Source organism: Methylobacterium oryzisoli (assembly GCF_046557895.1).
GTDB lineage: Bacteria > Pseudomonadota > Alphaproteobacteria > Rhizobiales > Beijerinckiaceae > Methylobacterium > Methylobacterium oryzisoli.
On record NZ_JBKIBX010000009.1, the window covers coordinates 188236 to 209085 of the forward strand.

Annotated in this window: 18 protein-coding genes; 14 read left to right on the plus strand and 4 right to left on the minus strand. The window is 68.2% G+C overall.

Annotation, left to right across the window (positions count from 1 at the left end; all coding sequences use genetic code 11):
• Positions 1-321 precede the first annotated feature (321 nt).
• Both ACKUB9_RS11665 and glgA read left to right on the plus strand, forming a co-directional pair.
• The gene (locus ACKUB9_RS11665) at positions 322-1944 is read left to right on the plus strand and encodes an alpha-amylase family glycosyl hydrolase (RefSeq protein ID WP_407522023.1); all 1623 of its coding nucleotides are present in this window, start codon (positions 322-324) and stop codon (positions 1942-1944) included.
• A 211-nt stretch (positions 1945-2155) separates the two neighbouring features.
• Complete coding sequence (gene glgA, locus ACKUB9_RS11670; protein ID WP_407522025.1) at positions 2156-3685, plus strand: glycogen synthase GlgA; 1530 nt, start codon at positions 2156-2158, stop codon at positions 3683-3685.
• 312 nt (positions 3686-3997) lie between these two features.
• On the opposite strand, the gene zwf is transcribed toward glgA, so the two are convergent.
• Together zwf and ACKUB9_RS11680 are read right to left on the minus strand one after the other, a co-directional pair.
• Entirely contained in the window at positions 3998-5476 is a 1479-nt protein-coding gene (zwf, locus tag ACKUB9_RS11675) for a glucose-6-phosphate dehydrogenase (protein WP_407522027.1), read from the minus strand.
• 83 nt (positions 5477-5559) lie between these two features.
• Positions 5560-6429 (minus strand): SDR family NAD(P)-dependent oxidoreductase, encoded by an 870-nt coding sequence (locus ACKUB9_RS11680; RefSeq protein WP_407522029.1) that lies wholly within the window; start codon positions 6427-6429, stop codon positions 5560-5562.
• 208 nt (positions 6430-6637) lie between these two features.
• Here ACKUB9_RS11680 and ACKUB9_RS11685 point away from each other — a divergent pair, with 208 nt between their 5' ends.
• The 3 genes from ACKUB9_RS11685 (at position 6638) to ACKUB9_RS11695 (ending at position 9363) form a co-directional block, all read left to right on the plus strand.
• On the plus strand, positions 6638-7750 hold the full coding sequence (locus ACKUB9_RS11685) for an acyl-CoA dehydrogenase family protein (RefSeq protein ID WP_407522031.1): 1113 nt from the start codon (positions 6638-6640) through the stop codon (positions 7748-7750).
• A 250-nt stretch (positions 7751-8000) separates the two neighbouring features.
• Positions 8001-8873, plus strand: a complete 873-nt coding sequence (locus ACKUB9_RS11690) for a DUF4747 family protein (RefSeq protein WP_407522033.1) — start codon at positions 8001-8003, stop codon at positions 8871-8873.
• A 184-nt stretch (positions 8874-9057) separates the two neighbouring features.
• On the plus strand, positions 9058-9363 hold the full coding sequence (locus tag ACKUB9_RS11695; RefSeq protein WP_407522035.1) for a hypothetical protein: 306 nt from the start codon (positions 9058-9060) through the stop codon (positions 9361-9363).
• Between the two features lie 168 nt (positions 9364-9531).
• Here ACKUB9_RS11695 and ACKUB9_RS11700 read toward each other — a convergent pair whose 3' ends face one another.
• Positions 9532-11418, minus strand: a complete 1887-nt coding sequence (locus tag ACKUB9_RS11700; protein ID WP_407522037.1) for a sigma 54-interacting transcriptional regulator — start codon at positions 11416-11418, stop codon at positions 9532-9534.
• Between the two features lie 185 nt (positions 11419-11603).
• Here ACKUB9_RS11700 and ACKUB9_RS11705 point away from each other — a divergent pair, with 185 nt between their 5' ends.
• The 5 genes from ACKUB9_RS11705 to ACKUB9_RS11725 all read left to right on the plus strand — a co-directional run bounded on the left by ACKUB9_RS11705 (position 11604) and on the right by ACKUB9_RS11725 (position 15594).
• The gene (locus ACKUB9_RS11705; RefSeq protein WP_407522039.1) at positions 11604-12962 is read left to right on the plus strand and encodes a CmpA/NrtA family ABC transporter substrate-binding protein; all 1359 of its coding nucleotides are present in this window, start codon (positions 11604-11606) and stop codon (positions 12960-12962) included.
• Positions 12963-12964: 2 nt separating this feature from the next.
• The gene (gene ntrB / locus ACKUB9_RS11710) at positions 12965-13804 is read left to right on the plus strand and encodes a nitrate ABC transporter permease (protein ID WP_407522041.1); all 840 of its coding nucleotides are present in this window, start codon (positions 12965-12967) and stop codon (positions 13802-13804) included.
• A 5-nt stretch (positions 13805-13809) separates the two neighbouring features.
• Positions 13810-14766 (plus strand): ABC transporter ATP-binding protein, encoded by a 957-nt coding sequence (locus ACKUB9_RS11715; RefSeq protein ID WP_407522043.1) that lies wholly within the window; start codon positions 13810-13812, stop codon positions 14764-14766.
• Between the two features lie 25 nt (positions 14767-14791).
• Complete coding sequence (cynS, locus tag ACKUB9_RS11720) at positions 14792-15280, plus strand: cyanase (protein WP_407522045.1); 489 nt, start codon at positions 14792-14794, stop codon at positions 15278-15280.
• A 74-nt stretch (positions 15281-15354) separates the two neighbouring features.
• The gene (locus ACKUB9_RS11725) at positions 15355-15594 is read left to right on the plus strand and encodes a hypothetical protein (RefSeq protein WP_407522047.1); all 240 of its coding nucleotides are present in this window, start codon (positions 15355-15357) and stop codon (positions 15592-15594) included.
• 87 nt (positions 15595-15681) lie between these two features.
• Here ACKUB9_RS11725 and ACKUB9_RS11730 read toward each other — a convergent pair whose 3' ends face one another.
• Positions 15682-16311: a glutathione S-transferase family protein gene (locus tag ACKUB9_RS11730; protein ID WP_407522049.1), complete on the minus strand. Its 630-nt coding sequence runs from the start codon at positions 16309-16311 to the stop codon at positions 15682-15684.
• Between the two features lie 237 nt (positions 16312-16548).
• On the opposite strand from ACKUB9_RS11730, the gene ACKUB9_RS11735 reads away from it, so the two are divergent.
• The 4 genes from ACKUB9_RS11735 to ACKUB9_RS11750 all read left to right on the plus strand — a co-directional run bounded on the left by ACKUB9_RS11735 (position 16549) and on the right by ACKUB9_RS11750 (position 20442).
• A complete protein-coding gene (locus tag ACKUB9_RS11735) occupies positions 16549-17598 on the plus strand; it encodes a 30S ribosomal protein S2 (RefSeq protein WP_407522051.1) in 1050 nt (349 codons plus the stop codon).
• Positions 17599-17745: 147 nt separating this feature from the next.
• Positions 17746-18669: a translation elongation factor Ts gene (gene tsf, locus ACKUB9_RS11740; RefSeq protein ID WP_407522054.1), complete on the plus strand. Its 924-nt coding sequence runs from the start codon at positions 17746-17748 to the stop codon at positions 18667-18669.
• A gap of 172 nt (positions 18670-18841) precedes the next feature.
• Positions 18842-19564 (plus strand): UMP kinase, encoded by a 723-nt coding sequence (gene pyrH, locus ACKUB9_RS11745; RefSeq protein ID WP_407522056.1) that lies wholly within the window; start codon positions 18842-18844, stop codon positions 19562-19564.
• A gap of 362 nt (positions 19565-19926) precedes the next feature.
• A complete protein-coding gene (locus ACKUB9_RS11750; RefSeq protein WP_407522058.1) occupies positions 19927-20442 on the plus strand; it encodes a CYTH domain-containing protein in 516 nt (171 codons plus the stop codon).
• The last annotated feature ends 408 nt before the right edge of the window (positions 20443-20850 follow it).

Consider the following 20850-nt stretch of genomic DNA (forward strand, 5'->3'; position numbering starts at 1 on the left):
ATGGTGTGACCAAGTCGCTCACCTGTCGAGACGGTCGAAGCCTCCGGTACGGAGTCTTCCGGCGTGTGACCTTCGCGACACGTGCCACGGAAACTGGACGCGACTGTGTCCGTTCCGGCCTGAAGCCGCCATGAACGGAACCCGGGTGGGTGCCCCAGACCGTGGAGACCGCGACGATACCCGCCAGAACCCACCCGGCACGATGCGGTTCCGCACGCGACGCGGCCGGCCGCCGGGAACCCCCGCAGGCCTTCCGGCTTGCCTGCCGGAGGCGGCATAAGCGTGGCCGCGGATCTCAGCCTGCCCTCACGGAGCCGTGGCATGCCCGGTGAACTCTGGTGGAAGACCGGAACAGTATACCAGGTCTACCCGCGCTCATTCCAAGACACGAACGGGGATGGGGTCGGGGACATCCGGGGTATCACGGCCCGGCTGGACTACCTCGCATGGCTCGGGGTCGACGCCGTCTGGCTGTCGCCCGTCTGCCGCTCGCCGATGGCCGATTACGGCTACGACGTCGCCGATTACTGCGACATCGATCCGCTGTTCGGGACTCTCGCGGATTTCGACCGGCTGGTGGCCGAGGCGCATCGCCGCCGCCTCAAGGTCATCATGGACTTCGTCCCCAACCACACCTCGGACCAGCATCCCTGGTTCGCGGAGAGCCGCGCCTCGCGCCACAATCCCAGGCGCGACTGGTACATCTGGCGCGACCCGAAGCCCGACGGGTCGCCCCCGAACAACTGGGTGAGCAATTTCGGCGGCCCGGCCTGGACCGTCGATCCGGCCACCGGCCAATCCTACTATCACGCCTTCCTGCGCGAGCAGCCCGACCTGAACTGGCGCAACCCGGCCGTCCGCGAGGCGATGTACGCCGCCATGCGCTTCTGGCTCGACCGCGGCGTCGACGGCTTCCGCGTCGACGTGATCTGGCACCTGATCAAGGACGAGGGGTTTCGCGATAACCCGCCGAACCCCGACTACCTGCCGGGCGACGCCGAGATCAACTCCCTGTCGCCGCTCTACTCCGCCGACCAGCCTGAGGTGATGGAGGTGGTGGCTGAGATGCGCGCCGTACTGGAGGAGTACGACGAGCGCGTGCTGATCGGGGAGATCTACCTGCCGCTGGAGCGGCTGATGGCCTATTACGGCGTCGACCTCTCGGGCGCCCACCTGCCCTTCAACTTCCAGCTCATCCTGACGCGCTGGCACGCCGCCACCGTGGCGGCGCTGGTGGACGAGTACGAGGCGGCGCTGCCGCCGGGCGGCTGGCCGAACTGGGTGCTCGGCAACCACGACCAGCCCCGCATCGCCGCCCGGGTCGGCCTGCCGCAGGCCCGGGTGGCGGCGGTGCTGCTGCTGACGCTGCGCAGCACCCCGACCCTCTATTACGGCGACGAGATCGGGCTCGCCCGCGTGCCGATCCCGCCCGGGCGCGAGCGCGACCCCTGGGAGCGCAACGAGCCGGGCCGCGGGCGCGACCCCGCGCGCACGCCGATGCAGTGGGATCGCGGCCCGCAGGCCGGTTTTTCGACCGCCGAGCCCTGGCTCCCCCTCGATCCGGATGCCGGCCGCTGCAACGTCGAGGCCCTGCGCGACGATCCGGGCTCGATCCTGACGCTCTACCGCCGCCTGCTGGCGCTGCGGCGCGAGCATCCGGCCCTGAGCCTGGGCGCCTACAAGGCCGTCTCGGTCGAGCAGGACGTGCTGTGCTTCGAGCGGCGGCACGAAGCGGAGACGCTCCGGGTCGTCCTCAATTTCGGGCACGAGCCTTGCAATGCTCCGCTGCCCTCCGGCGGAGACTGGCGGGTGCTGCTGTCGAGTTCCGGCAGCCGCATCGGCGAGCGCCCGTCCGGCGATCATCTCGCACTTGCGGGAGACGAAGCCCTCGTCCTCCTGAACGATCCCGCTTCGCCTGCGTCCGACCTGAACGAAACCGGCTAAATTTAGGCCGTCTGCTCGCGCAGCTCGACCATATCTTCGTTCAGGCAAGCAAGATCGGCTCGAATCTCGCGATTTTGCTTGCCAGGGAAATTTTCACGTTTATTGTGCAGTGCGGCGGAACCCGGGACGCCCTCGCGCGTTCGGGACACAACGAGCGGCGCAGCTTTTCCCTCCCTCCGCATTCTGCGACCGCCTCCTGGGGGTTTTCTCGATGATCGGATCGGCGTTGGTGCGCTCGCCCTCGGTTGCGCCCGCGGATCCGTTTCCCCCTCTGCGACCCCGCCAGCCCCGCCACTCCCTGCGCCAGCGGATCCTGTTCGCCACGCCCGAGATGGCGGACTTCCTCAAGACCGGCGGTCTCGGCGAGGTGGCGGCGGCGCTGCCGCGGGCGCTGCGCCAGCACTACGACGTGCGCATCCTGATCCCCGGCTACCGGCAGGTGGTGGAGCGCTACGCCGACATCCCGGTCGTGGCCCATCTGCCCGGCCGGGACGGCCTGCCGCCCTCCGCGCTCGGGCTCGTCGAGACCGGCGACGGCCTGCCGGTCTACGTGCTCCTCAACGCCGACCTCTACGACCGCGCCGGCTCGCCCTACGGCAACCAGGACGGCGACTTCGACGACAACGACCTGCGCTTCGGACGGCTGAGCCTCGCGGCGGTGGAACTCGCGCAAGGAGCGGATCCCGACTGGACCGCCGACCTCCTCCACCTCAACGACTGGCAGACGGCGCTCGCCCCGGCCTACCTGGCGTGGCAGGGCCTGCGCGTTCCGACCATCCTGACGGTCCACAACCTCGCCTATCAGGGTCTCTTCCCGCGCGAGAATCTCGGCCGGCTCGGCGTGCCGGAAAACGCCTTCCACATCGACGGCGTCGAGTTCTACGGCAAGCTCTCCTTCCTGAAGGCGGGGCTGTTCTACGCCTCGCACGTGACCACGGTCAGCGACACCTACGCGCATGAGATCACCACGCCGGAATTCGGCTGCGGCCTGGAGGGGCTGCTGAGCACCCGCGCCCGGCAGGGGCGGCTCGCCGGCATCCTCAACGGCATCGACGAGATCTGGGATCCGCGCACCGACCCGCACCTCGCCACCGCCTTCGAGGCCGACGACTGGAAGGGCAAGCGCGCCAACGCGGACGCGGTGCGCCAGCGCTTCGGCCTCGGCGTCTCGCGCGGGCCGCTCTTCGCCATCGTGTCGCGCCTCGTCCACCAGAAGGGGGTCGACCTCACCCTGGCGGCGGCCGAGACCATCGTGGCGGAGGGAGGCCAGCTCGTGGTCACCGGCCAGGGGGAACCGCGCTTCGAAAATGCCTTCCTGGATCTGGCGCGCCGCCACCCGGGCGCGGTGGGCGTGCGCATCGGCTTCGACGAGACGGACGCGCACCGGATGTTCGCGGGCAGCGACTTCCTCCTGATGCCCTCGCGCTTCGAGCCCTGCGGCCTCGCGCAGATGTACGCCCAGCGCTTCGGCTCGCTGCCGATCGCCCACCGCACCGGCGGGCTGGCCGACACCGTCGAGGACGGCGTCACCGGCTTCCTGTTCGGCGAGGCCTCCCTGCGGGGTCTCGCGGGTGCGGTCCGCCGGGCCCTCGACACCTTCGGGTCGAAGCGCCAGCTCAACATCATGCGCCGCACCGCGATGGCCCGCACCTTCGGCTGGGACAAGGCGGCGGAGCGCTACAGCAGCCTCTATGCCCGCACGATGGGCAACGGCGAGGTGGTGCGCTTCCGCGCCGCCTGACACCGCATCTTCGATTTCGAGGGACACGCCTCAAGATGAAGCGCGGGGAACCCTTCTCCCGTGCGGGAGAAGGGCAGGGATGAGGGTCCCGGGAGGGATCAGCAAGAAGACGCCAACGCTGCCGCTACCAGCACTGAGGCTGGTTGCTGAACCTGAAGCGTTCCGCTCCCCGCACCACACTCAGCGCTTCACTGCGGGTCCACCTGGACCCTCACGCGGGATCTTCGATCCCCTGCCCCTCTCCCGCACGGGAGAGGGGTTCCCGCGGTACCCGCGCCTGACCTTGAACGGACCAGATGGCTTGCGTCCCGCCTACGGCACGTCCTCGTGCCAGGTGCGCCCGTCGCGCTCGATGAGGGCGATGGCGGCGGTCGGTCCCCAGGTGCCGGCCGCGTAGGGCCGTGGCGGCTCGGGGCGATCCGCCCAGGCCTGCAGCACGCCGTCCGCCCAGGCCCAGGCCGCCTCCACCTCGTCGCGGCGCATGAACAGGGTGGCGTTGCCCCGCACCACGTCCATCAGCAGACGCTCGTAGGCGTCCGGGTAGCGCTGGTTGAAGGTCTGCTCGAAGCTGATGTCGAGGCCGGTGGGGCGCAGCCGCATGCCGCCGGGACCCGGCTCCTTGGTCATCACCTCGAGCTTGATGCCCTCCTCCGGCTGCAGCCGGATGACGAGGCGGTTCGGCTCGCGCGCGAAGGATTCGGGCGGGAAGATACTGAAGGGCGAGGAGCGGAACTGCACCACGATCTCGGACATCTTCTGCGGCAGCCGCTTGCCGGTGCGCAGGTAGAATGGCACGCCCGCCCAGCGCGGCATCATCAATTCGAGCCGCAGCGCCACGAAGGTCTCGGTGAGGCTGCGCGTACCGGAGTCGAGATCCTCCGCGTAGCCCTGCACCGACCGCCCGCCGATCGCGCCGGCCGTGTACTGGCCGCGCACGGTGCGGGCCGGGACCTCGTGGGCCGGGATCGGCTTGAGCGCCCGCAGCACCTTCAGCTTCTCGTCGCGCACCGCGTCGGCGTCGAGCGAGAGCGGGCTCTCCATCGCCAGCAAGCAGAGGAGCTGCAGCATGTGGTTCTGCAGCATGTCGCGCAGCGCGCCCGACGTGTCGTAGTACCCGCCGCGCCCCTCGACCCCCACGGTCTCGGCCACCGTGATCTGCACGTGGTCGATGACGTCTGCGTTCCACAGCCGCTCGAAGATGGTGTTGGCGAAGCGCAGCGCCAGCAGGTTCTGCACCGTCTCCTTGCCGAGATAGTGGTCGATCCGGAAGATCTGGCTCTCGGGAAAGACCCGGCCGACTTGGTCGTTGATGGCGCGGGCCGAGATCAGGTCGTGGCCGATCGGCTTCTCCAGCACCACGCGCGATTGCGGGGTGATCAGGTCATGGGTGGCGAGGTTGCGGCAGATCTTGCCGTAGAGGGTCGGCGAGGTGGCGAGGTAGTAGGAGCGCACCTGATCCGGCCGCTCGCCGAGCCGCCGGGCGAGATCCGCCCAGCCCTCCTCCCCCGCCCCGTCCACCGCCACGTAGGAGACTTGGGAGAGGAAGCCCGCGATCGTGTCGTCGTCGAGGTCCGATTCCGGCACGTGACGGCGCAGGGCCGCCTCCGCCATGGCGCGGTATTCCGCGTCCGGGTGGTGGCTGCGCGCCGCCGCGATGATCCGGCTCGTCTCGGGGATCTGCCGGTCGCGGAAGCGATAGTAGAGCGCGGGCAAGAGCTTGCGCATCGTCAGGTCGCCCGTCGCGCCGAAGACGACGCCGTCGAACGACGCGACGGGAATGATCATGGGCATGAGGGATCAGGTCTCCCGCTTCGCGGCGGCGATGCAAGCCCGCCGCCAGTCGCCGGCCATCGGAGCCCGGCCGGCGCCCGACTTCAAGGCTCGGACGGCTTTCCAGGCTCCGATGACGCCTGCATGAAGGCCGCGAACGCCTCCTTGTGGGCCGGGTGCCAGCGCGAGAGCGCCGGGCGGTTCTGCACGATGTCCTCGGCCGCCCAGCGGATGCGCTTCTCGTCCTGCGCCCGCGTGGTCTCGTTGTCGGGGCAGAGGATGTAGAAGTCCCCGGCCGCCATCCCGGAGAAGAGCATCGCGGCCGTCTCCTCGGGCGTCCAGGCCCCCGCGGGTTGTTCGGCGACGCCCCGCGCGCGGGTGAGGCCGGTATAGACGAAGCCCGGGATCAGCAGGTGCGCGCTCACCGCCGCGCCGCGCTCGCGCAGCTCGTGGGCGAGCGCCTCCGTCACCACCTTCACCCCTGCCTTGCTCACGTTGTAGGGCGTGTTGCCGGGCGGCGTGGTGATGCCCTGCTTGGAGCCGGTGACCACCACGGCGGCGGGTGTCCCCGCCTCGATCAGTCCCGGCACGAAGACCTGCAGCAGGTGGATGACGCCCCACAGGTTGGTGTCGAGGATGCGGTGCCACGTGGCCTCGTCCGAGAAGAAGCGCCCGCCGGCCTCGATCCCCGCATTGGCCATCACGAAGGAGACCGGACCGACCGCGGCGGCCGCGGCGTGCAGGGCGGAGACCGCCTCGCGCGAGGCGACGTCGGTGGCGACCGCCCGCACCTCCGGCGCCCCGGCGGCGCGGACCGCAGCGGCGGCTTGCTCCAGCGCGTCGCCGGGGAGGTCGGCGAGCACCACGCCGAGACCGCGCGCCGCGCAACCCTTGGCGGCGGCGAGCCCGATGCCGCTCGCCGCCCCGGTGATCACGGCGACGCGGCTGCGCGCGAGGGCGGGGTGATCTGTCATGCCTGGCCTGCCTCGTGGAGTCTCCGTCGCCCGCCGAGGAGGGCGCTCCGCCCGCCAAGTAGGGCGCCCTGCCCGGCGGGACACCGGGCACGGCCGGACGATCGATTTCGGCCGGACCGACCGGCTCTGCACGCCGAGGTGGCATGGATCTTGGAACTGCACCGCTCGCGGGTTCCGCTGCGGCGGCACGAAGCGGGGGGAGACGACCATGCTGCGGATCCTGAGGATGCGCGCCGACAGCGACGACCCGTCCGGCCCGGACGGAATGCTGGCGGAGGTCCGGTCGGCCGCCGCGCGCGACCTCGCTCCGCTCGTGCGCCGGATCGACGAGGACGGCCTCTACCCGGAAGCGCCGCTGCGCGCTTTCGGGGCCGCGGGCGCTTTTTCCACCCACCTTCCGGCGGCGGGCCGGGCGGATCTCGGCGGCGCCATCCAGGCCGCCGCCGAGGCCGGCGAACACTGCCTCACCACCGCCGTCTGCATGGCGTGCCAGGGGGCGCTGGCCCTCGCGGTCGCCTGCTCGGACAACGCGGGCCTGCGCGCCGATCTCGGCCCCCGCCTCGCCTCCGGCGCGGTGCTGGGCGGCATCGCCCTCGCCGATCCCATCGAAACCCTCGCGGGGCTGGCGCGCCCGAGCCTCGCGGCGGAGCGCGTGGCGGGCGGATACCGGGTCTCCGGCTCCCTGCCCTGGGTATCGAATCTCGGCCCCGGCCACCTCGTCGCCGCCGCGTTCGAGCGTCCGGTCGGGCGGCTCGCCATGGCGGTCCTGTCCTGCGAGGCCGAGGGCGTGCGCCTCGTGGCCCCGGGCCGTCCGCTCGCCCTCGGCGGCGCCCGCACCTACACGGTGCAGTTGCAGAATGTGCTGGTGGCGGACGAGAATCTGCTGGCCGACCCGATGGAGGCCTACTTCCGGCGGATCCGCCCCGGGCTGCTGCTGCTGCAGGCCGGGACGGCGCTGGGCCTCGGGCGGGCCTGCCTGCGCCTGATGCGCGAGGCCGCGCGCCCGCACGGCCTCGTCAACGGCCGGCTCGCCCTCCAGCCCCGGGCCCTGGCCGACCGGCTCGACGCGCTGGAGGACGAGGTCGGCCGCCTCGCCGCGACGCCCTTCGAGGCCGACCCGGATTACTGGCGCAGCGTGCTGGAGGTGCGGCTCGCGCTGGCCGAACTCGCGGTCGAGGCCGCCCAGAGCGCGCTGATGCATGACGGCAGCCGGGGCCTCCTCGCCGACGGCGAGGCCCAGCGCCGCCTGCGCGAGGCTGCTGTCCTGGCCGTGGCGCCGCCGGCCACGAAGCACCTACTCTGGATGCTGGCCGAGCTTTAACGATTGTAGCAGCAAAATAGGAAAATGATATTGCTAAGTTAGATTATACAGAATAGGGAGATTAATATCCCTCTACACATTAGATAGTACATTGATAGACAACCCACTAAATGTCATTTTATTAATAATTACTATAATTACATCAAAGAAAATTTAAGTGAAAAAGTGTTTTTATAGAGTGAGCGATAGCGAGAAAGGGGTTGCGCAGCCCATAAAAACTTTCTAACAAAGCAATTGTTAGGAGGTAAGTATGGCAACTGTGGAGTTTCACGCTTTAAACATTAGCGCAACACCTCATCCTCGGGGAGCCTATCGCAAGCTATTTGAGGGCTTGGCCGGTAAGCGAGTAAAATATTATGGTGAAAAAATTGCAGCTTTTTCGAAACCGTCTGATACAAAGGACGGCGTTTTCTGGGGCTATATTTTTTCTTGGACTGAAATTGATAAAAATCAACCCGTAATTGACACGATCTTGCTGCAGAAACCAGACGAAGAAAAACTCGCTGACATCATTATTCCTGAAAACATTGGATTCAATTGGCAAAGTTTTATTTATGTTTTTGTCGAAGAAAGGCATCTATTGGTATTTGAGTCGCGCAATGCTGAATCAAGAACTTTAGCACCCTCTAACGCAGAAAAAATATTCAGGACAATTTTCCAAACCAATTCCATTGTATATGTTTTGATTGATGGATATCCCTTGTATCATGTTGAAGTTGATTTGGTGGTTGAAAAAAATACTTTGGATAAAATATTTAGTATTCCCAGAATCTCTCAGCTAGAAATCCAAATTGGAAGACCAAACCCCGATGATAACTCTATAGATGCAGACCGCATCATTGAAAGATTAGAAAGAATTAATGCTCGCGCAGAAATAATCAGATACAGAGTATCGGATTCAAAGGAGGGACTGAAACCTGATGAAACAATGAGGGAGCAAGGCGCAGCAGCCTTAAGGCATGGATTTGTGGAGGCTAAAGGCGAGAATGAAGGCGGCCAGATAATACTTTCGTCGAAGCAATATCCGAAGAGTCATAAAGCATATGCTGACCCTCATTCGACGACAATTGATACAGCTATACAAATTGCAAAGCGAATTTTTGCGCGACTCGACAGCACTTAAGCCAATAAAACTTTACTGGAGGGCGTATGGTGGTCTTAATGCATTCTTAACATCTCCATACCTATGGTTCGCTTTATTTTTTACAGTACTTACTACACCAGCGTGGCTTGAATTGGATAAAGATGGTGTACGAACATGGGCACAACTTCCCTTAAGCGTACTTCCAAACATCCTTGGATTTTCGATGGGCGGCATGGCGATCATGTTATCTTTTACTGCATCACCGATGTTCAAATACCTCACAGAAGGAGGTAGAAGCGAGTCCTTTTTCATTAAAATCGTTGCCTCTTTCTTTCACTTCATCGCAGCTCAAACCGTTGCAATATTCTTCGGCTTGCTCTGTCGAGTTTACTCCATAGTAATACTTTCATTCTTTGGATATTGGTCGATGTGTTACGCTCTTTTGGTCGCGTTAGCAACAGCGGCCCAGCTGTTCAACACTGCTCGCATCGCCAATATCGCAGCCTCAACCAAGGAAGATGATCTGTGATCATTTAATTGCATTCCAAAAATAATGCAAACAATTGAATTGCCGTGCATCATTCACGGCTCGAAATAGATCTTATATTTGCAGATAATATGCCTCATTAAGTAAATCGACAACATTCATGTACCATTGCGTTGACATGAGTCTAGCATATCAGGATTTACCTTGCAATTAATGCTTTCGTTTCTTCATCACACCTAACGTCTTGATGCGCGAGGCGAGCGTGGTGGGTTTCACGCCGAGCAGAGCCGCCGCCCCGTCCGACCCGAAAACCCGGCCGCCGCAGAGCCGGAGCGCCTCCTCGATATCCGCCCGGTCGCGGACGCGGCGCTCGGCCTCGGTGAGCGGGGCGGCGCGGGTCGGCTCCGGCGCGGACGGCGCGGGCGCGGCGGCCTCCGTTTCCGGCAGGTCGAGGCGCAGGCGGCCGCGGGCCGACAGGATGGCGGCCCGCTCCATGACGTTTTCCAGTTCGCGCACGTTGCCGGGCCAGCCGTAGGCAAGGAGGCGCCGCAGATCGGCCTCCGTCAGGCGCAGGTCCGGGATGGCGAGCTTGCGCGCGACGCCGCGCAGGACGTGCTGAGCGATGAGCGGGATGTCGTCCGGCCGCTCGCGCAGGGGCGCGGCCTGGATCGGGAAGACGTTGAGGCGGAAGTACAGATCCTCGCGGAAGCGGCCTCGCCGCGACTCCGCGCGCAGGTCGCGGTTCGTCGCCGCGATCACCCGCACGTCCACCGCGCGGGTGCGCTCCTCGCCCACCCGCTCGAACTGCCGCTCCTGCAGCACGCGCAGGAGCTTGCCCTGCAGATCGAGCGGGATCTCGCCGACCTCGTCGAGGAAGAGCGTGCCGCCATCCGCGAGGTCGAACCGGCCGACCCTGTCGCGCAGCGCCCCCGTGAAGGCGCCCCGCACGTGGCCGAAGAACTCGCTCTCGAACAGGTCGCGCGGCACCGCGGCGCAGTTCACCCGGATCAGCGGGCGCTCGCGCCGCCGGCTCGCCTCGTGGATCGCCCGCGCGATCAATTCCTTGCCGGTGCCGGATTCGCCCGTGACGAGCACGGTGGCGTCGGTCTGCGCCACGAGGTCGATCTGCTGGCGGATGCGCTCGACCGCGGGGCTGCGCCCGATGATGCCGGTGTGCCGGCTCTCCTGGCGGATCTCCTCCTTCAGGTAGGCGTTCTCGCGCTCCAGCCGCTCGCGCAGGGAATCGACCTCGGCCAGCGCCGCCCGCAGCCGCTCCTCGGCCTCGCGGCGCTGGCTGATGTCGCGGAAGACGATCACCGCGCCGAGCAGGCTCCCGCGGTCGCGGATCGGCGTCGAGGTGTATTCCACTGGGAAGGACGAGCCGTCGCGGCGCCAGAAAACCTCGTCCTCGACGTGGTGCACGGCGCCGTCCCGGAAGGCGGCGTAGATCGGGCAATCGTGATGCGGGTAGTGGCTGCCGTCCCGACGGCTGTGGTGGACGGCGCCGTGCATGTCCCGTCCGACGAGATCGGCGGCGGACCAGCCGAGCATGCGTTCGGCCGCCGGGTTGACGAAGGTGGTCACCCCCTCGGCGTTGACGCCGTAGATCCCCTCCCCGGCCGCCCGCAGGATGAGCTGGTTCTCGCGCTCGATGTCCCGGAAGATGCGCTCCATCCGCTGCCACTCGGCGATGCCGGCGCGCATGTGCCGGTCGGCCTCCGCGTCGACGAGGCGGCGGCGGCGCTCGTCGAGATCGGCGAGGCACACGAGCAGCGCCCGCCGCCCGTCGAGATCGATCACGGAGGCGAGGGCCTCGACCGGGACCGCGTGTCCCTCTGCATGGCGGGGCGTCAGCGCATGGGTCCAGGTGCGCCCCTTGGCGAAGGCGGCCTCGGTAAAAACCACCAGCGCCGGCAGCTGGCCCGGATGCAGCGCGCTCGCCCGCAGACCGGAGAGGGCGTGGCGGGAATAGCCGAGCAGCGCCTCCGCCCTGGGATTGGCCGCGAGGATCAGGTCCTCCCCCGGATCGAGCAGGATCATCGCCTCGGGCGCGCCGTCGAAGACGGGACCGAGTTCCAGGGCACCGGACGTCGCCATCGGCTCCCTCCGCCGCAGGTCACGAGATCTCGTAGCATGCTCCACGAAATCTCGTAAATCACGATTTTTCGTAGCTCGGCAATACCGTAAAAGCCGTTCCATGAGCAGGGTTTTCGGCCCTTGCACGCCTTGGCATGCCGCTTGCCACCATCGGTGAGCCCACCCCTCGGCCGCGGGAGCCCACCATGGCTTTGTTCGATGATCCTTTCGACGCGACGCGGCGCCTGTGGCGCGGCACCTGCTCCTGCGGCGCTCATGCGAGCCAAGCGGCGCATAATGCGGCGCTCTCGGAGGAGGGCCGGGCCGAGCGGCTGGTCGAGGGCGCGGTGATGCGGGCGCTGTTTCCCCGCGACGCCACGCGGCGGGCCTTCCTCTCGGCGGTCGGCATCGGTGCTGCGACGGCCGCGCTGCAGGAGGTGCTGCCGATCCGCTTCGCCGCCGAGGCCTTCGCGCAGGCGGGCGCGCCGGAGAGGAAGGACCTGAAGGTCGGCTTCATCCCGATCACCTGCGCGACGCCGATCATCATGGCGGCGCCGATGGGCTTCTACGCCAAGCAGGGCCTGAACGTGGAGGTGGTGAAGACCGCCGGCTGGGCGGTGATCCGCGACAAGACCCTGAACAAGGAATACGACGCCGCGCACATGCTCGCCCCGATGCCTATCGCGATCTCGCTCGGCATTGGCTCGAACCCGCAGGCCTACACGATGCCGGCGGTCGAGAACGTCAACGGGCAGGCCATCACGCTCGCGGTCAAGCACAAGGACCGGCGCGACCCCAAGGCCTGGAAGGGCTTCAAGCTCGCGGTGCCGTTCGACTACTCGATGCACAACTACCTGCTGCGCTACTACCTGGCGGAGCACGGCGTCGATCCCGACACCGACGTGCAGATCCGGGCGGTGCCGCCGCCCGAGATGGTCGCGAACCTGCGGGCCGACAACATCGACGGGTTCCTGGCCCCCGACCCGGTCAACCAGCGCGCGGTCTACGACGGGGTGGGCTTCATCCACGTCCTGTCGAAGGAGATCTGGGACCGGCACCCCTGCTGCGCCTTCGCGGCCTCGCAGGCCTTCATGACCGAGACGCCGAACACCTACGCGGCGCTGCTGCGCGCGATCATCGAGGCGACCGCCTACGCGTCGAAGCCTGAGAACCGCAAGGAGATCGCGGCCCAGATCGCGCCGGCCAACTACCTCAACCAGCCGGTGACGGTGGTGGAGCAGGTGCTCACCGGCACCTTCGCGGACGGGCTCGGCCAGGTGCGCAGGGTGCCCGACCGGATCGATTTCGACGCCTTCCCCTGGCAGTCCTTCGCGGTCTGGATCCTCACCCAGATGAAGCGCTGGGGGCAGATCAAGGGCGACGTCGACTACAAGGCCGTGGCCGAGCGGGTCTACCTCGCCACCGACGCGGCCAAGCTGATGCGGCAGACCGGCCTGACGCCGCCTTCCGCCACCTCGAAGACCTTCGCGGTGATGGGCAAGCCGTTCGATCCCGACAAGCCGAAGGAATACCTCGACTCCTTCGCGATCCGGCGGCCGAGCTGAGCATGCGCGCCGCCCTGCCGCTCCGCGCCGGCCTCGTCTCGGCGCTGCTCCTCCTCGGCTTCCTGGCCGCCTGGCACGTCGCGGTCGGCGGGACGGCCAAGACCGAGGCGATGGACCCCGAATACGCCGCCCTGATGGGCGCGAGCGCGACGACGGGCAAGTCGGCGATGCCGGGGCCGCTCGACGTGGCGGCGACGATCTGGCGGCACCTCAAGGACCCGTTCTACGACCGCGGCCCCAACGACAAGGGCCTGGGCATCCAGCTCGCCTACTCGGTGGGCCGGGTGGCGCTGGGCTACCTGCTGGCCGTGCTGGTGGCGATCCCGATCGGCTTCCTGATCGGCATGTCGCCGCTGATGAGCCGGGCGCTCGACCCGTACATCCAAGTGCTCAAGCCGGTCTCGCCGCTGGCCTGGATGCCGCTCGCCCTCTACACGATCAAGGATTCCGGGCTCTCGGCGATCTTCGTGATCTTCATCTGCTCGCTGTGGCCGATGCTGATCAACACGGCCTTCGGCGTGGCGAGCACGCGCCGCGAGTGGCTCAACGTCGCCCGCACCCTGGAGGTCGGGCCGCTGCGCCGGGCCTTCACGGTGATCCTGCCGGCGGCGGCCCCCACCATCCTCACCGGCATGCGCATCTCGATCGGCATCGCGTGGCTCGTCATCGTCGCGGCCGAGATGTTGGTCGGCGGAACCGGCATCGGCTACTTCGTCTGGAACGAGTGGAACAACCTCTCGATCACCAACGTGATCACCTCGATCCTGGTGATCGGCCTCGTCGGCATGGTCCTCGACCAGTTGCTCGCCCGCGCGCAAGCCCTCGTGACCTTCCCGGAGTGAGCGCGATGGCGACCCTGCTGCCCTTCCGCGCCGCTCCCCCGCCTCCCGGATCCCCCATGTCCGACGACAAGTACCTCTCGATCGAGGGAATCGCCCGCCGCTACCCAGCGCCCGGCGGGGGCACCACCACGGTGTTCGAGAACCTGTGGCTGCCGATCCGGCGCGGCGAGTTCGTCTGCATGATCGGGCATTCGGGCTGCGGCAAGACCACGGTGCTCAACATCCTGGCGGGGCTGGAGGCGCCCTCCGAGGGCGTCGTCATCGCGGACGGGCGCGAGATCACCGGACCGAGCCTCGACCGGGCGGTGATCTTCCAGGGGCACGCGCTGCTGCCCTGGCGCACGGTGCTCGGCAACGTCGCCTACGCGGTCGCCTCGCGCTGGCGCAGGGCGCCGCGGGCGGAGGTGGAGGAGCGGGCGCGGCGCGCCATCGCCACGGTGGGGCTCGCCGGCGCGGAGCAGAAGCGGCCGGCGGAGCTGTCGGGGGGCATGAAGCAGCGCGTCGGCATCGCCCGCGCGCTCGCCATCGACCCCAAGATGCTGCTGATGGACGAGCCCTTCTCGGCCCTCGACGCGCTGACGCGCGGAACCCTGCAGGACGAGGTGCGCCGCATCTGCGTCCAGACCGGCCAGACCGTGTTCATGATCACGCACGACGTCGACGAGGCGATCTACCTCGCCGACCGGATCGTGCTGATGACGAACGGCCCCCAGGCGAAGGTGGCCGAGATCGTCGAGAACCCGCTGCCCGCCGACCGCGACCGGACGGCCCTGCACCACGCGCCCGGCTACTACGCCCTGCGCAACCACCTGATCGACTTCCTGGTGACCCGCAGCTGCACGTTCCGCGAGCAGCAACCCGCCGGTTACGACCCGCGCCATCCGCCGGTGGTGCGCCCCACCCTGTCCGACGCCGACGCGCAGGCGATCGCCGCCGCCAACCCCACCGCCCGGCGCGCCTGACACTTCTTTTCACGGGAGAGACGAGATGAATCGCGAAGACCTCACCGAGAAGCTGCTCGACATCAAGCGCGAGAAGGGCTGGACCTGGAAGTACATCCAGGACGAGATCGGCGGCATCTCGCCGATCCTGATCACGGCCGCCTGCATGGGCCAGATGAAGCTGCCGAAGGCCCAGGCCCACAAGGCCGCCGAGCTGTTCGGCCTCAGCCAGGCCGAGGAGCGCCTGCTCAACGAGGCGCCCTATCGCGGCTCGATCCCGTCGCTGCCGCCGACCGACCCGCTGATCTACCGCTTCTACGAACTCGTCATGGTCTACGGCACCACCTGGAAGGAGCTGATCCAGGAGGAATTCGGCGACGGCATCATGTCGGCGATCGACTTCAACATGACGATGGAGCGCGAGCCCAACAACAAGGGCGACCGGGTGAAGCTGTCGATGTCGGGCAAGTTCCTGCCCTACAAGTACTACGGCAACGAGGAGGGCGTGCCGGAATACGGCTTCAAGGAGGCGTGAGATCGCGCACGGCGGCGCCTCGCACGGGGCCGCACTCTGCCGACGAGGAAAGCCCCTCACGGAGGAGTGGACGGATGAGTGCCCAGACGATGCCCCGCCTGATCGCCCTCGTGCTCGGCGCCGCCGTGCTGGCCGGCACCATGCCGGCGCAGGCCCAATCCGGCTACCACGGCGGCCACGGCCGCTACGGCGGCTGGACCAGGGGCGGTCACGGCGGGGTCTATCGCCCGGCGGATCACGGCGGCAAGGTCTGCTACAACCTCGTCGGCAAGCCCTACGTCTACAAGGGCCGGGGCCGCTGCCCGATCAGCTGACCGGCTTCGTCCCCTGGACGGGTCCGGCTCGGCGGGGCATCGGCAGGCCGAAGCCCCGGCCGGCGTATTTCTGAGTGCAGCGGGCGATCAGGCCGCCCAGGCCGCCTCCAGCGCCGCGTCCTTCTCGCGGACCCGCGCCACCGCCGGGCGCTGCAGGTGCCGGCCGACATAGGCCGTGATCTCGGGCGTCTCGGGCACCAGCTTGAACATGGTCGTCCAGGCGAGCGCCGCACCCCACAGCACGTCGGCGGCGGTGAAGCGCTCGCCGAGAAGGTAGGGGCCGCGCCGCAGCTGGGCGTTGACGAGGTCCATCACCGCCTCGTAGCTGCCGTAGGGCGACATCGCCAGGGGAGCGGGTTCGCCGCCGCGGTGCTTGTCGACCACCGCCGGCTCGAACGCACTGCCGTAATAGACCATCCAGCGCAGGTAGGGGCCGCGCAGCGGGTCGCCGAGGGCCGGGGCGAGGCCGGCCTGCGGGAAGAGGTCGGCGAGGTAGAGGAAGACCGCCGCCTGCTCGGTCACCAGGGCGTCGCCGTGGCGGATCGCCGGCACCTTCCCCATCGGGTTGACGGCGAGGTAGGCCGGCGCCCGGTTCTCGCCCGCCTTCATGTTGAGCACGTGCAGGTCGTAGGGCGCGCCGAGCTCCTCCAGGAGCAGCAGAGCGCTCGACGAGCGGGTGTTCGGCGAGTGGTAGAGCGTGACGCGGTCCTGGCTCATGCGAGCGGCCTCCCTCAGCCCCGATTCGGGGCGCCGCCACGGTCGAGGCGGCGCGGGGCGAGATCAAGGCCGTGCAGGCGCGGGGCGAGGGGCCGCCTTGCCATCCGGAGCCCGATCCGATAAAGCGCCCGCCATCCCACACGCGGAGCCGGCCTCATGCAGCAATGAGGCGTTTCCGGTGGCCGGCTTCACGCTGGCTGCACCCTCCGCGGCGGATCGAACCGGAGAGACAAAGACATGGCCCTTCCCGATTTCTCGATGCGTCAGCTCCTCGAAGCCGGCGCGCATTTCGGCCACCAGTCGCACCGCTGGAACCCGAAGATGCAGTCCTACATCTTCGGCACCCGCAACAACATCCACATCATCGACCTCGCCCAGACCGTGCCGGCGCTCTACCAGGCGCTGCAGGCGGTGAGCGACACGGTCGCCAAGGGCGGTCGCGTGCTGTTCGTCGGCACCAAGCGGCAGGCCGCCGACGTGGTGGCGGATTCGGCCCGGCGCTCGGCCCAGTACTTCGTGAACTCCCGCTGGCTCGGCGGCACGCTCACCAACTGGAAGACCATCTCGGGCTCGATCCAGCGCCTGCGCAAGGTCGACGAGATCCTGGCCGGCGGCGGCCAGGGCCTCACCAAGAAGGAGCGCCTGATGCTCTCTCGCGAGAAGGACAAGCTCGAGAAGGCGCTCGGCGGCATCAAGGACATGGGCGGCGTGCCCGACCTGCTGTTCGTGATCGACACCAACAAGGAGCAGCTGGCGATCAAGGAGGCCAAGCGCCTCGGGATCCCGGTGGCGGCCATCGTCGACACCAACTGCGACCCGGACGGGATCACCTACGTGGTGCCGGCGAACGACGACGCGGGCCGCGCCATCGCGCTCTACTGCGACCTCATCGCCCGCGCGGCGATCGACGGCATCTCGCGCGGCCAGGGCTCGATGGGCATCGACGTCGGCGCCTCTGAGGAGCCGATGGCCGAGGAGCTGCCGGCCAACCTCAACGAGCCGGAGGTCGCCCCGGTCGACATCTCCGAGCCCTACGTGGGCGAGCCCTTCGAGCTGCTCGCCGCCCCGCGCGGCGCGCCCGACGACCTGACCAAGCTCACCGGCGTCGGCCCGCAGCTCGTGCAGAAGCTCAACGACGCGGGCATCTACCACTACTGGCAGGTCGCCGCGATGACGCCCGAGGACGTGGCCAAGGTCGATGCCGACCTGAAGCTCAACGGCCGCATCGACCGCGACGGCTGGATCAACCAGGCCCGCGCCTTCGTCGAGGCCGCCGCGGCCGCGTGAGGGCCGGCCCGCGTGAGCGGCCCGATCCGGGCGCGGTTCGCGCCCCGATCCGGGCGCGGTTCGCGCCCCAGACAGGTTGACGGAATGACAGCCCGGCGCTCGCGCAGCGCCGGGCTCCCTTTATCGGTGGAGTGGAAAGGACGTCCCATGGCCAACATCACGGCTGCGATGGTCAAGGACCTGCGCGAGAAGACCGGCGCCGGCATGATGGACTGCAAGTCCGCCCTGAACGAGACGGCGGGCGACATCGAGGCCGCGGTCGACTGGCTGCGCAAGAAGGGCCTCGCCAAGGCCGCCAAGAAGGCCGGGCGCGTGGCCGCCGAGGGTCTGGTCGCGGTGGAATCCGCCGGCCGCCACGCGGCGGTGGTCGAGGTGAACTCCGAGACCGACTTCGTCGCCCGCAACGACGGCTTCCAGGCCTTCGTGCGCGAGGCCGCCAAGATCGCGCTCAACACCGAGGGCGACGTCGAGGCGCTGGAGGCGGCGCACTTCCCGGGCTCGCAGACGACCGTCAAGGACCGGCTGCAGGAACTCATCGCCACGATCGGCGAGAACATGACCCTGCGCCGCACCGCGAGGCTCGCGGTGGAGAAGGGCGTGATCGCCTCCTACGTGCACGGGCAGGTCAGCGAGGGCCTGGGCAAGATCGGCGTGCTGGTGGCGCTGGAATCGGCGGGGGACGTCACGTTCCTGAGCACGCTCGGCCGGCAGATCGCCATGCACGTCGCCGCCACGAACCCGCTGGCGCTGGACGCCTCGGGCATCGATGCGGCCACCGTCGAGCGCGAGAGCAACATCCTGCGCGAGAAGAACGCCGGCAAGCCGGACCACGTGCTGGCCAAGATCGTCGAGAGCGGCCTGAAGAGCTACTACAAGGAGGTCACCCTCCTGGAGCAGCCCTTCGTGCACGACACCTCGAAGACCGTGGCCCAGGTGCTCAAGGAATCCGAGGGCAAGGCCGGTGGCCCGGTGAAGCTCGCAGCCTTCGTGCGCTACGCGCTCGGCGAGGGCATCGAGAAGGAAGAGGGGCCGGACTTCGCCAGCGAGGTCGCGGCCGCGGTCAAGGGCTGACGATCCGGGGCTGAGGCTCGGGGGGCGCCGGAGCGTCTCCCCCTCCCCGTTTCCGCATCGCGCAACGGCCCGGGGCGTCCGCGTCCCGGGCCGTTGCCGTGACGGGGCGCCTCGACGGGCCGGGGCGGGCGGGGTAGAACCCCGCCGCACCCTCACCGTGCCAGGAGGCCCCATGTCGGAAACGACGCCGATTCGCCGCGTGCTCGTGAAGCTGTCCGGCGAGGCGCTCGCGGCACCGGACGGCTACTGGCTGCACCCGCCGACCCTCGCGGCGCTCGCCGACGACATCGCCCGCTCGATCGACGCCGGCTTCCAGATCGCCCTCGTGGTGGGCGGCGGCAACGTCATCCGCGGCGCGCGGGTCTCGGCCGCGGGCTGGATCGACCGCGCCACCGGCGATTCGCTGGGCATGATCGCCACGGTGATGAACTCGCTGGCGCTGGAGACCGCGCTCAACGCCGCAGGCGTCACCGCCCGGACCATGTCGGCGGTGTCGATGCCGACGATCTGCGAGACCTACGCCCGCCAGCCCGCCCTGCATCACCTCGACAAGGGACAGGTCGTGGTGCTGGCCGGCGGCACCGGCAACCCCTACTTCACCACCGACACCGCCGCGGTGCTGCGCGCCGCCGAGCTGAGATGCGACGCGGTCCTCAAGGCCACGCAGGTGGACGGGGTCTATTCCGCCGACCCGAAGCGCGACCCCGAGGCGGTGCGCTACGACCGCCTCACCCATGACGAGGCCATCGCCCGCGACCTCAAGGTGATGGACACGGCCGCCTTCGCGCTCGCCCGCGAGAGCCGCCTCTCCCTCGTCGTCGGCTCGGTCCATGCCCCCAGTTCCGTCACGGCGATCCTCACGGGCATGGCGCCCGCGACCCGCGTGGTGCCGTAATGTCAGTCCGGGCCGGGAAGGCTATTCCGCCAGCTCCCCTATCGAAAGACGCAGGAACGACCGCCTACAAACCTTTCGGTTGCGCAGTATCCTGTTGACGATTAACGTCCGATGGCATTCACGGTCGCGGTGCCCATGGTAGGAATGGCGTCGTTGCTGATCGATCGGCCGGCGATCGACCGATCGGTTGCGCGCGTGCCGGCGGTCCGATCGGACCGACGTGACGACGTCCGCCACGGTGAGGCAACCCACAGGACGACGCCGGTGCCGGCGGACGGGACGTGAGGGACATGGATATGCGGGCGTGGCCCCAGCGGAGCGATGCGACGCCGACCGACCCTCTGCCGGACGCGGGACGATCCATGCGATTCGAAGTGGAACGCAAGTTCCTCGTGGTGAACGACGATTGGCGCCGTGCGGTCACCGGGCAGCGGCGCCTGCGCGATGGCCTGATCGTCCAGGCGGGCGGGGGCAAGGTCAGGGTGCGGCTCGACGAGACGCGGGCGTGGCTGACCGTGAAGGGACCGCGCGCCGGGCTCGGACGGGCCGAGTTCGAGTACGAGATTCCGCCGGCCGACGCGGAGGCCATGATGGCGGCGGTCTGCCCGACCAACCAGATCCACAAGGTGCGCCACACCGTGCCGCATGCCGGCCTGCTCTGGGAGGTCGACGTTTTCGAAGGTGACCTCGCCGGCCTCCTGTTCGCGGAGGTGGAGGTGGAGCACGAGACGCAGCCGCTGCCGATCCCGGGCTGGGCCGGCCTGGAAATCTCGAGCGACCCCCGCTTCCGGCAGAGTGCCCTGCTTCGCCTGCGGGCGGCCGCCGGACGGCCGCTGACGCTGGACGACGTGCTCGCCGCCCCCCCGGCCGCGGCCTGAGCGGACGCATCGCGCTCCGACGGCGACGTTCGATCGGTCGGCGCTGCTGGCCCAGACCGGTCCGGATCAACCCGGTCATCGGCCGGCGTCCAGCATCAGCCGCGATCGACACCAAAGACACGCGCCCTCTCATGCCTCGCCGCATCACAAGGCGCCCTGACGTCCCAAGCCGGCCGCTGCCCTGGCCGGCCTTCGGCACGCGGCCTGGTCAATAGGGCACCTGCGGGGAGGGCGCAGGCTGGATCGGCAGCGGCTCGCGCGCGGGAGTGGGGCTCGTCGCGCGAGGCGGGCTGGCCGGCCGCGCACCCGGCGTACCCGCAGGGCCGCGCGGCCCCGCAGGCCCGGCCGGCCCACGCGCGCCGGGCTTGCCCGGAGGACCCGCAGGCCCGGCCTCGCCCGGCGGCCCCG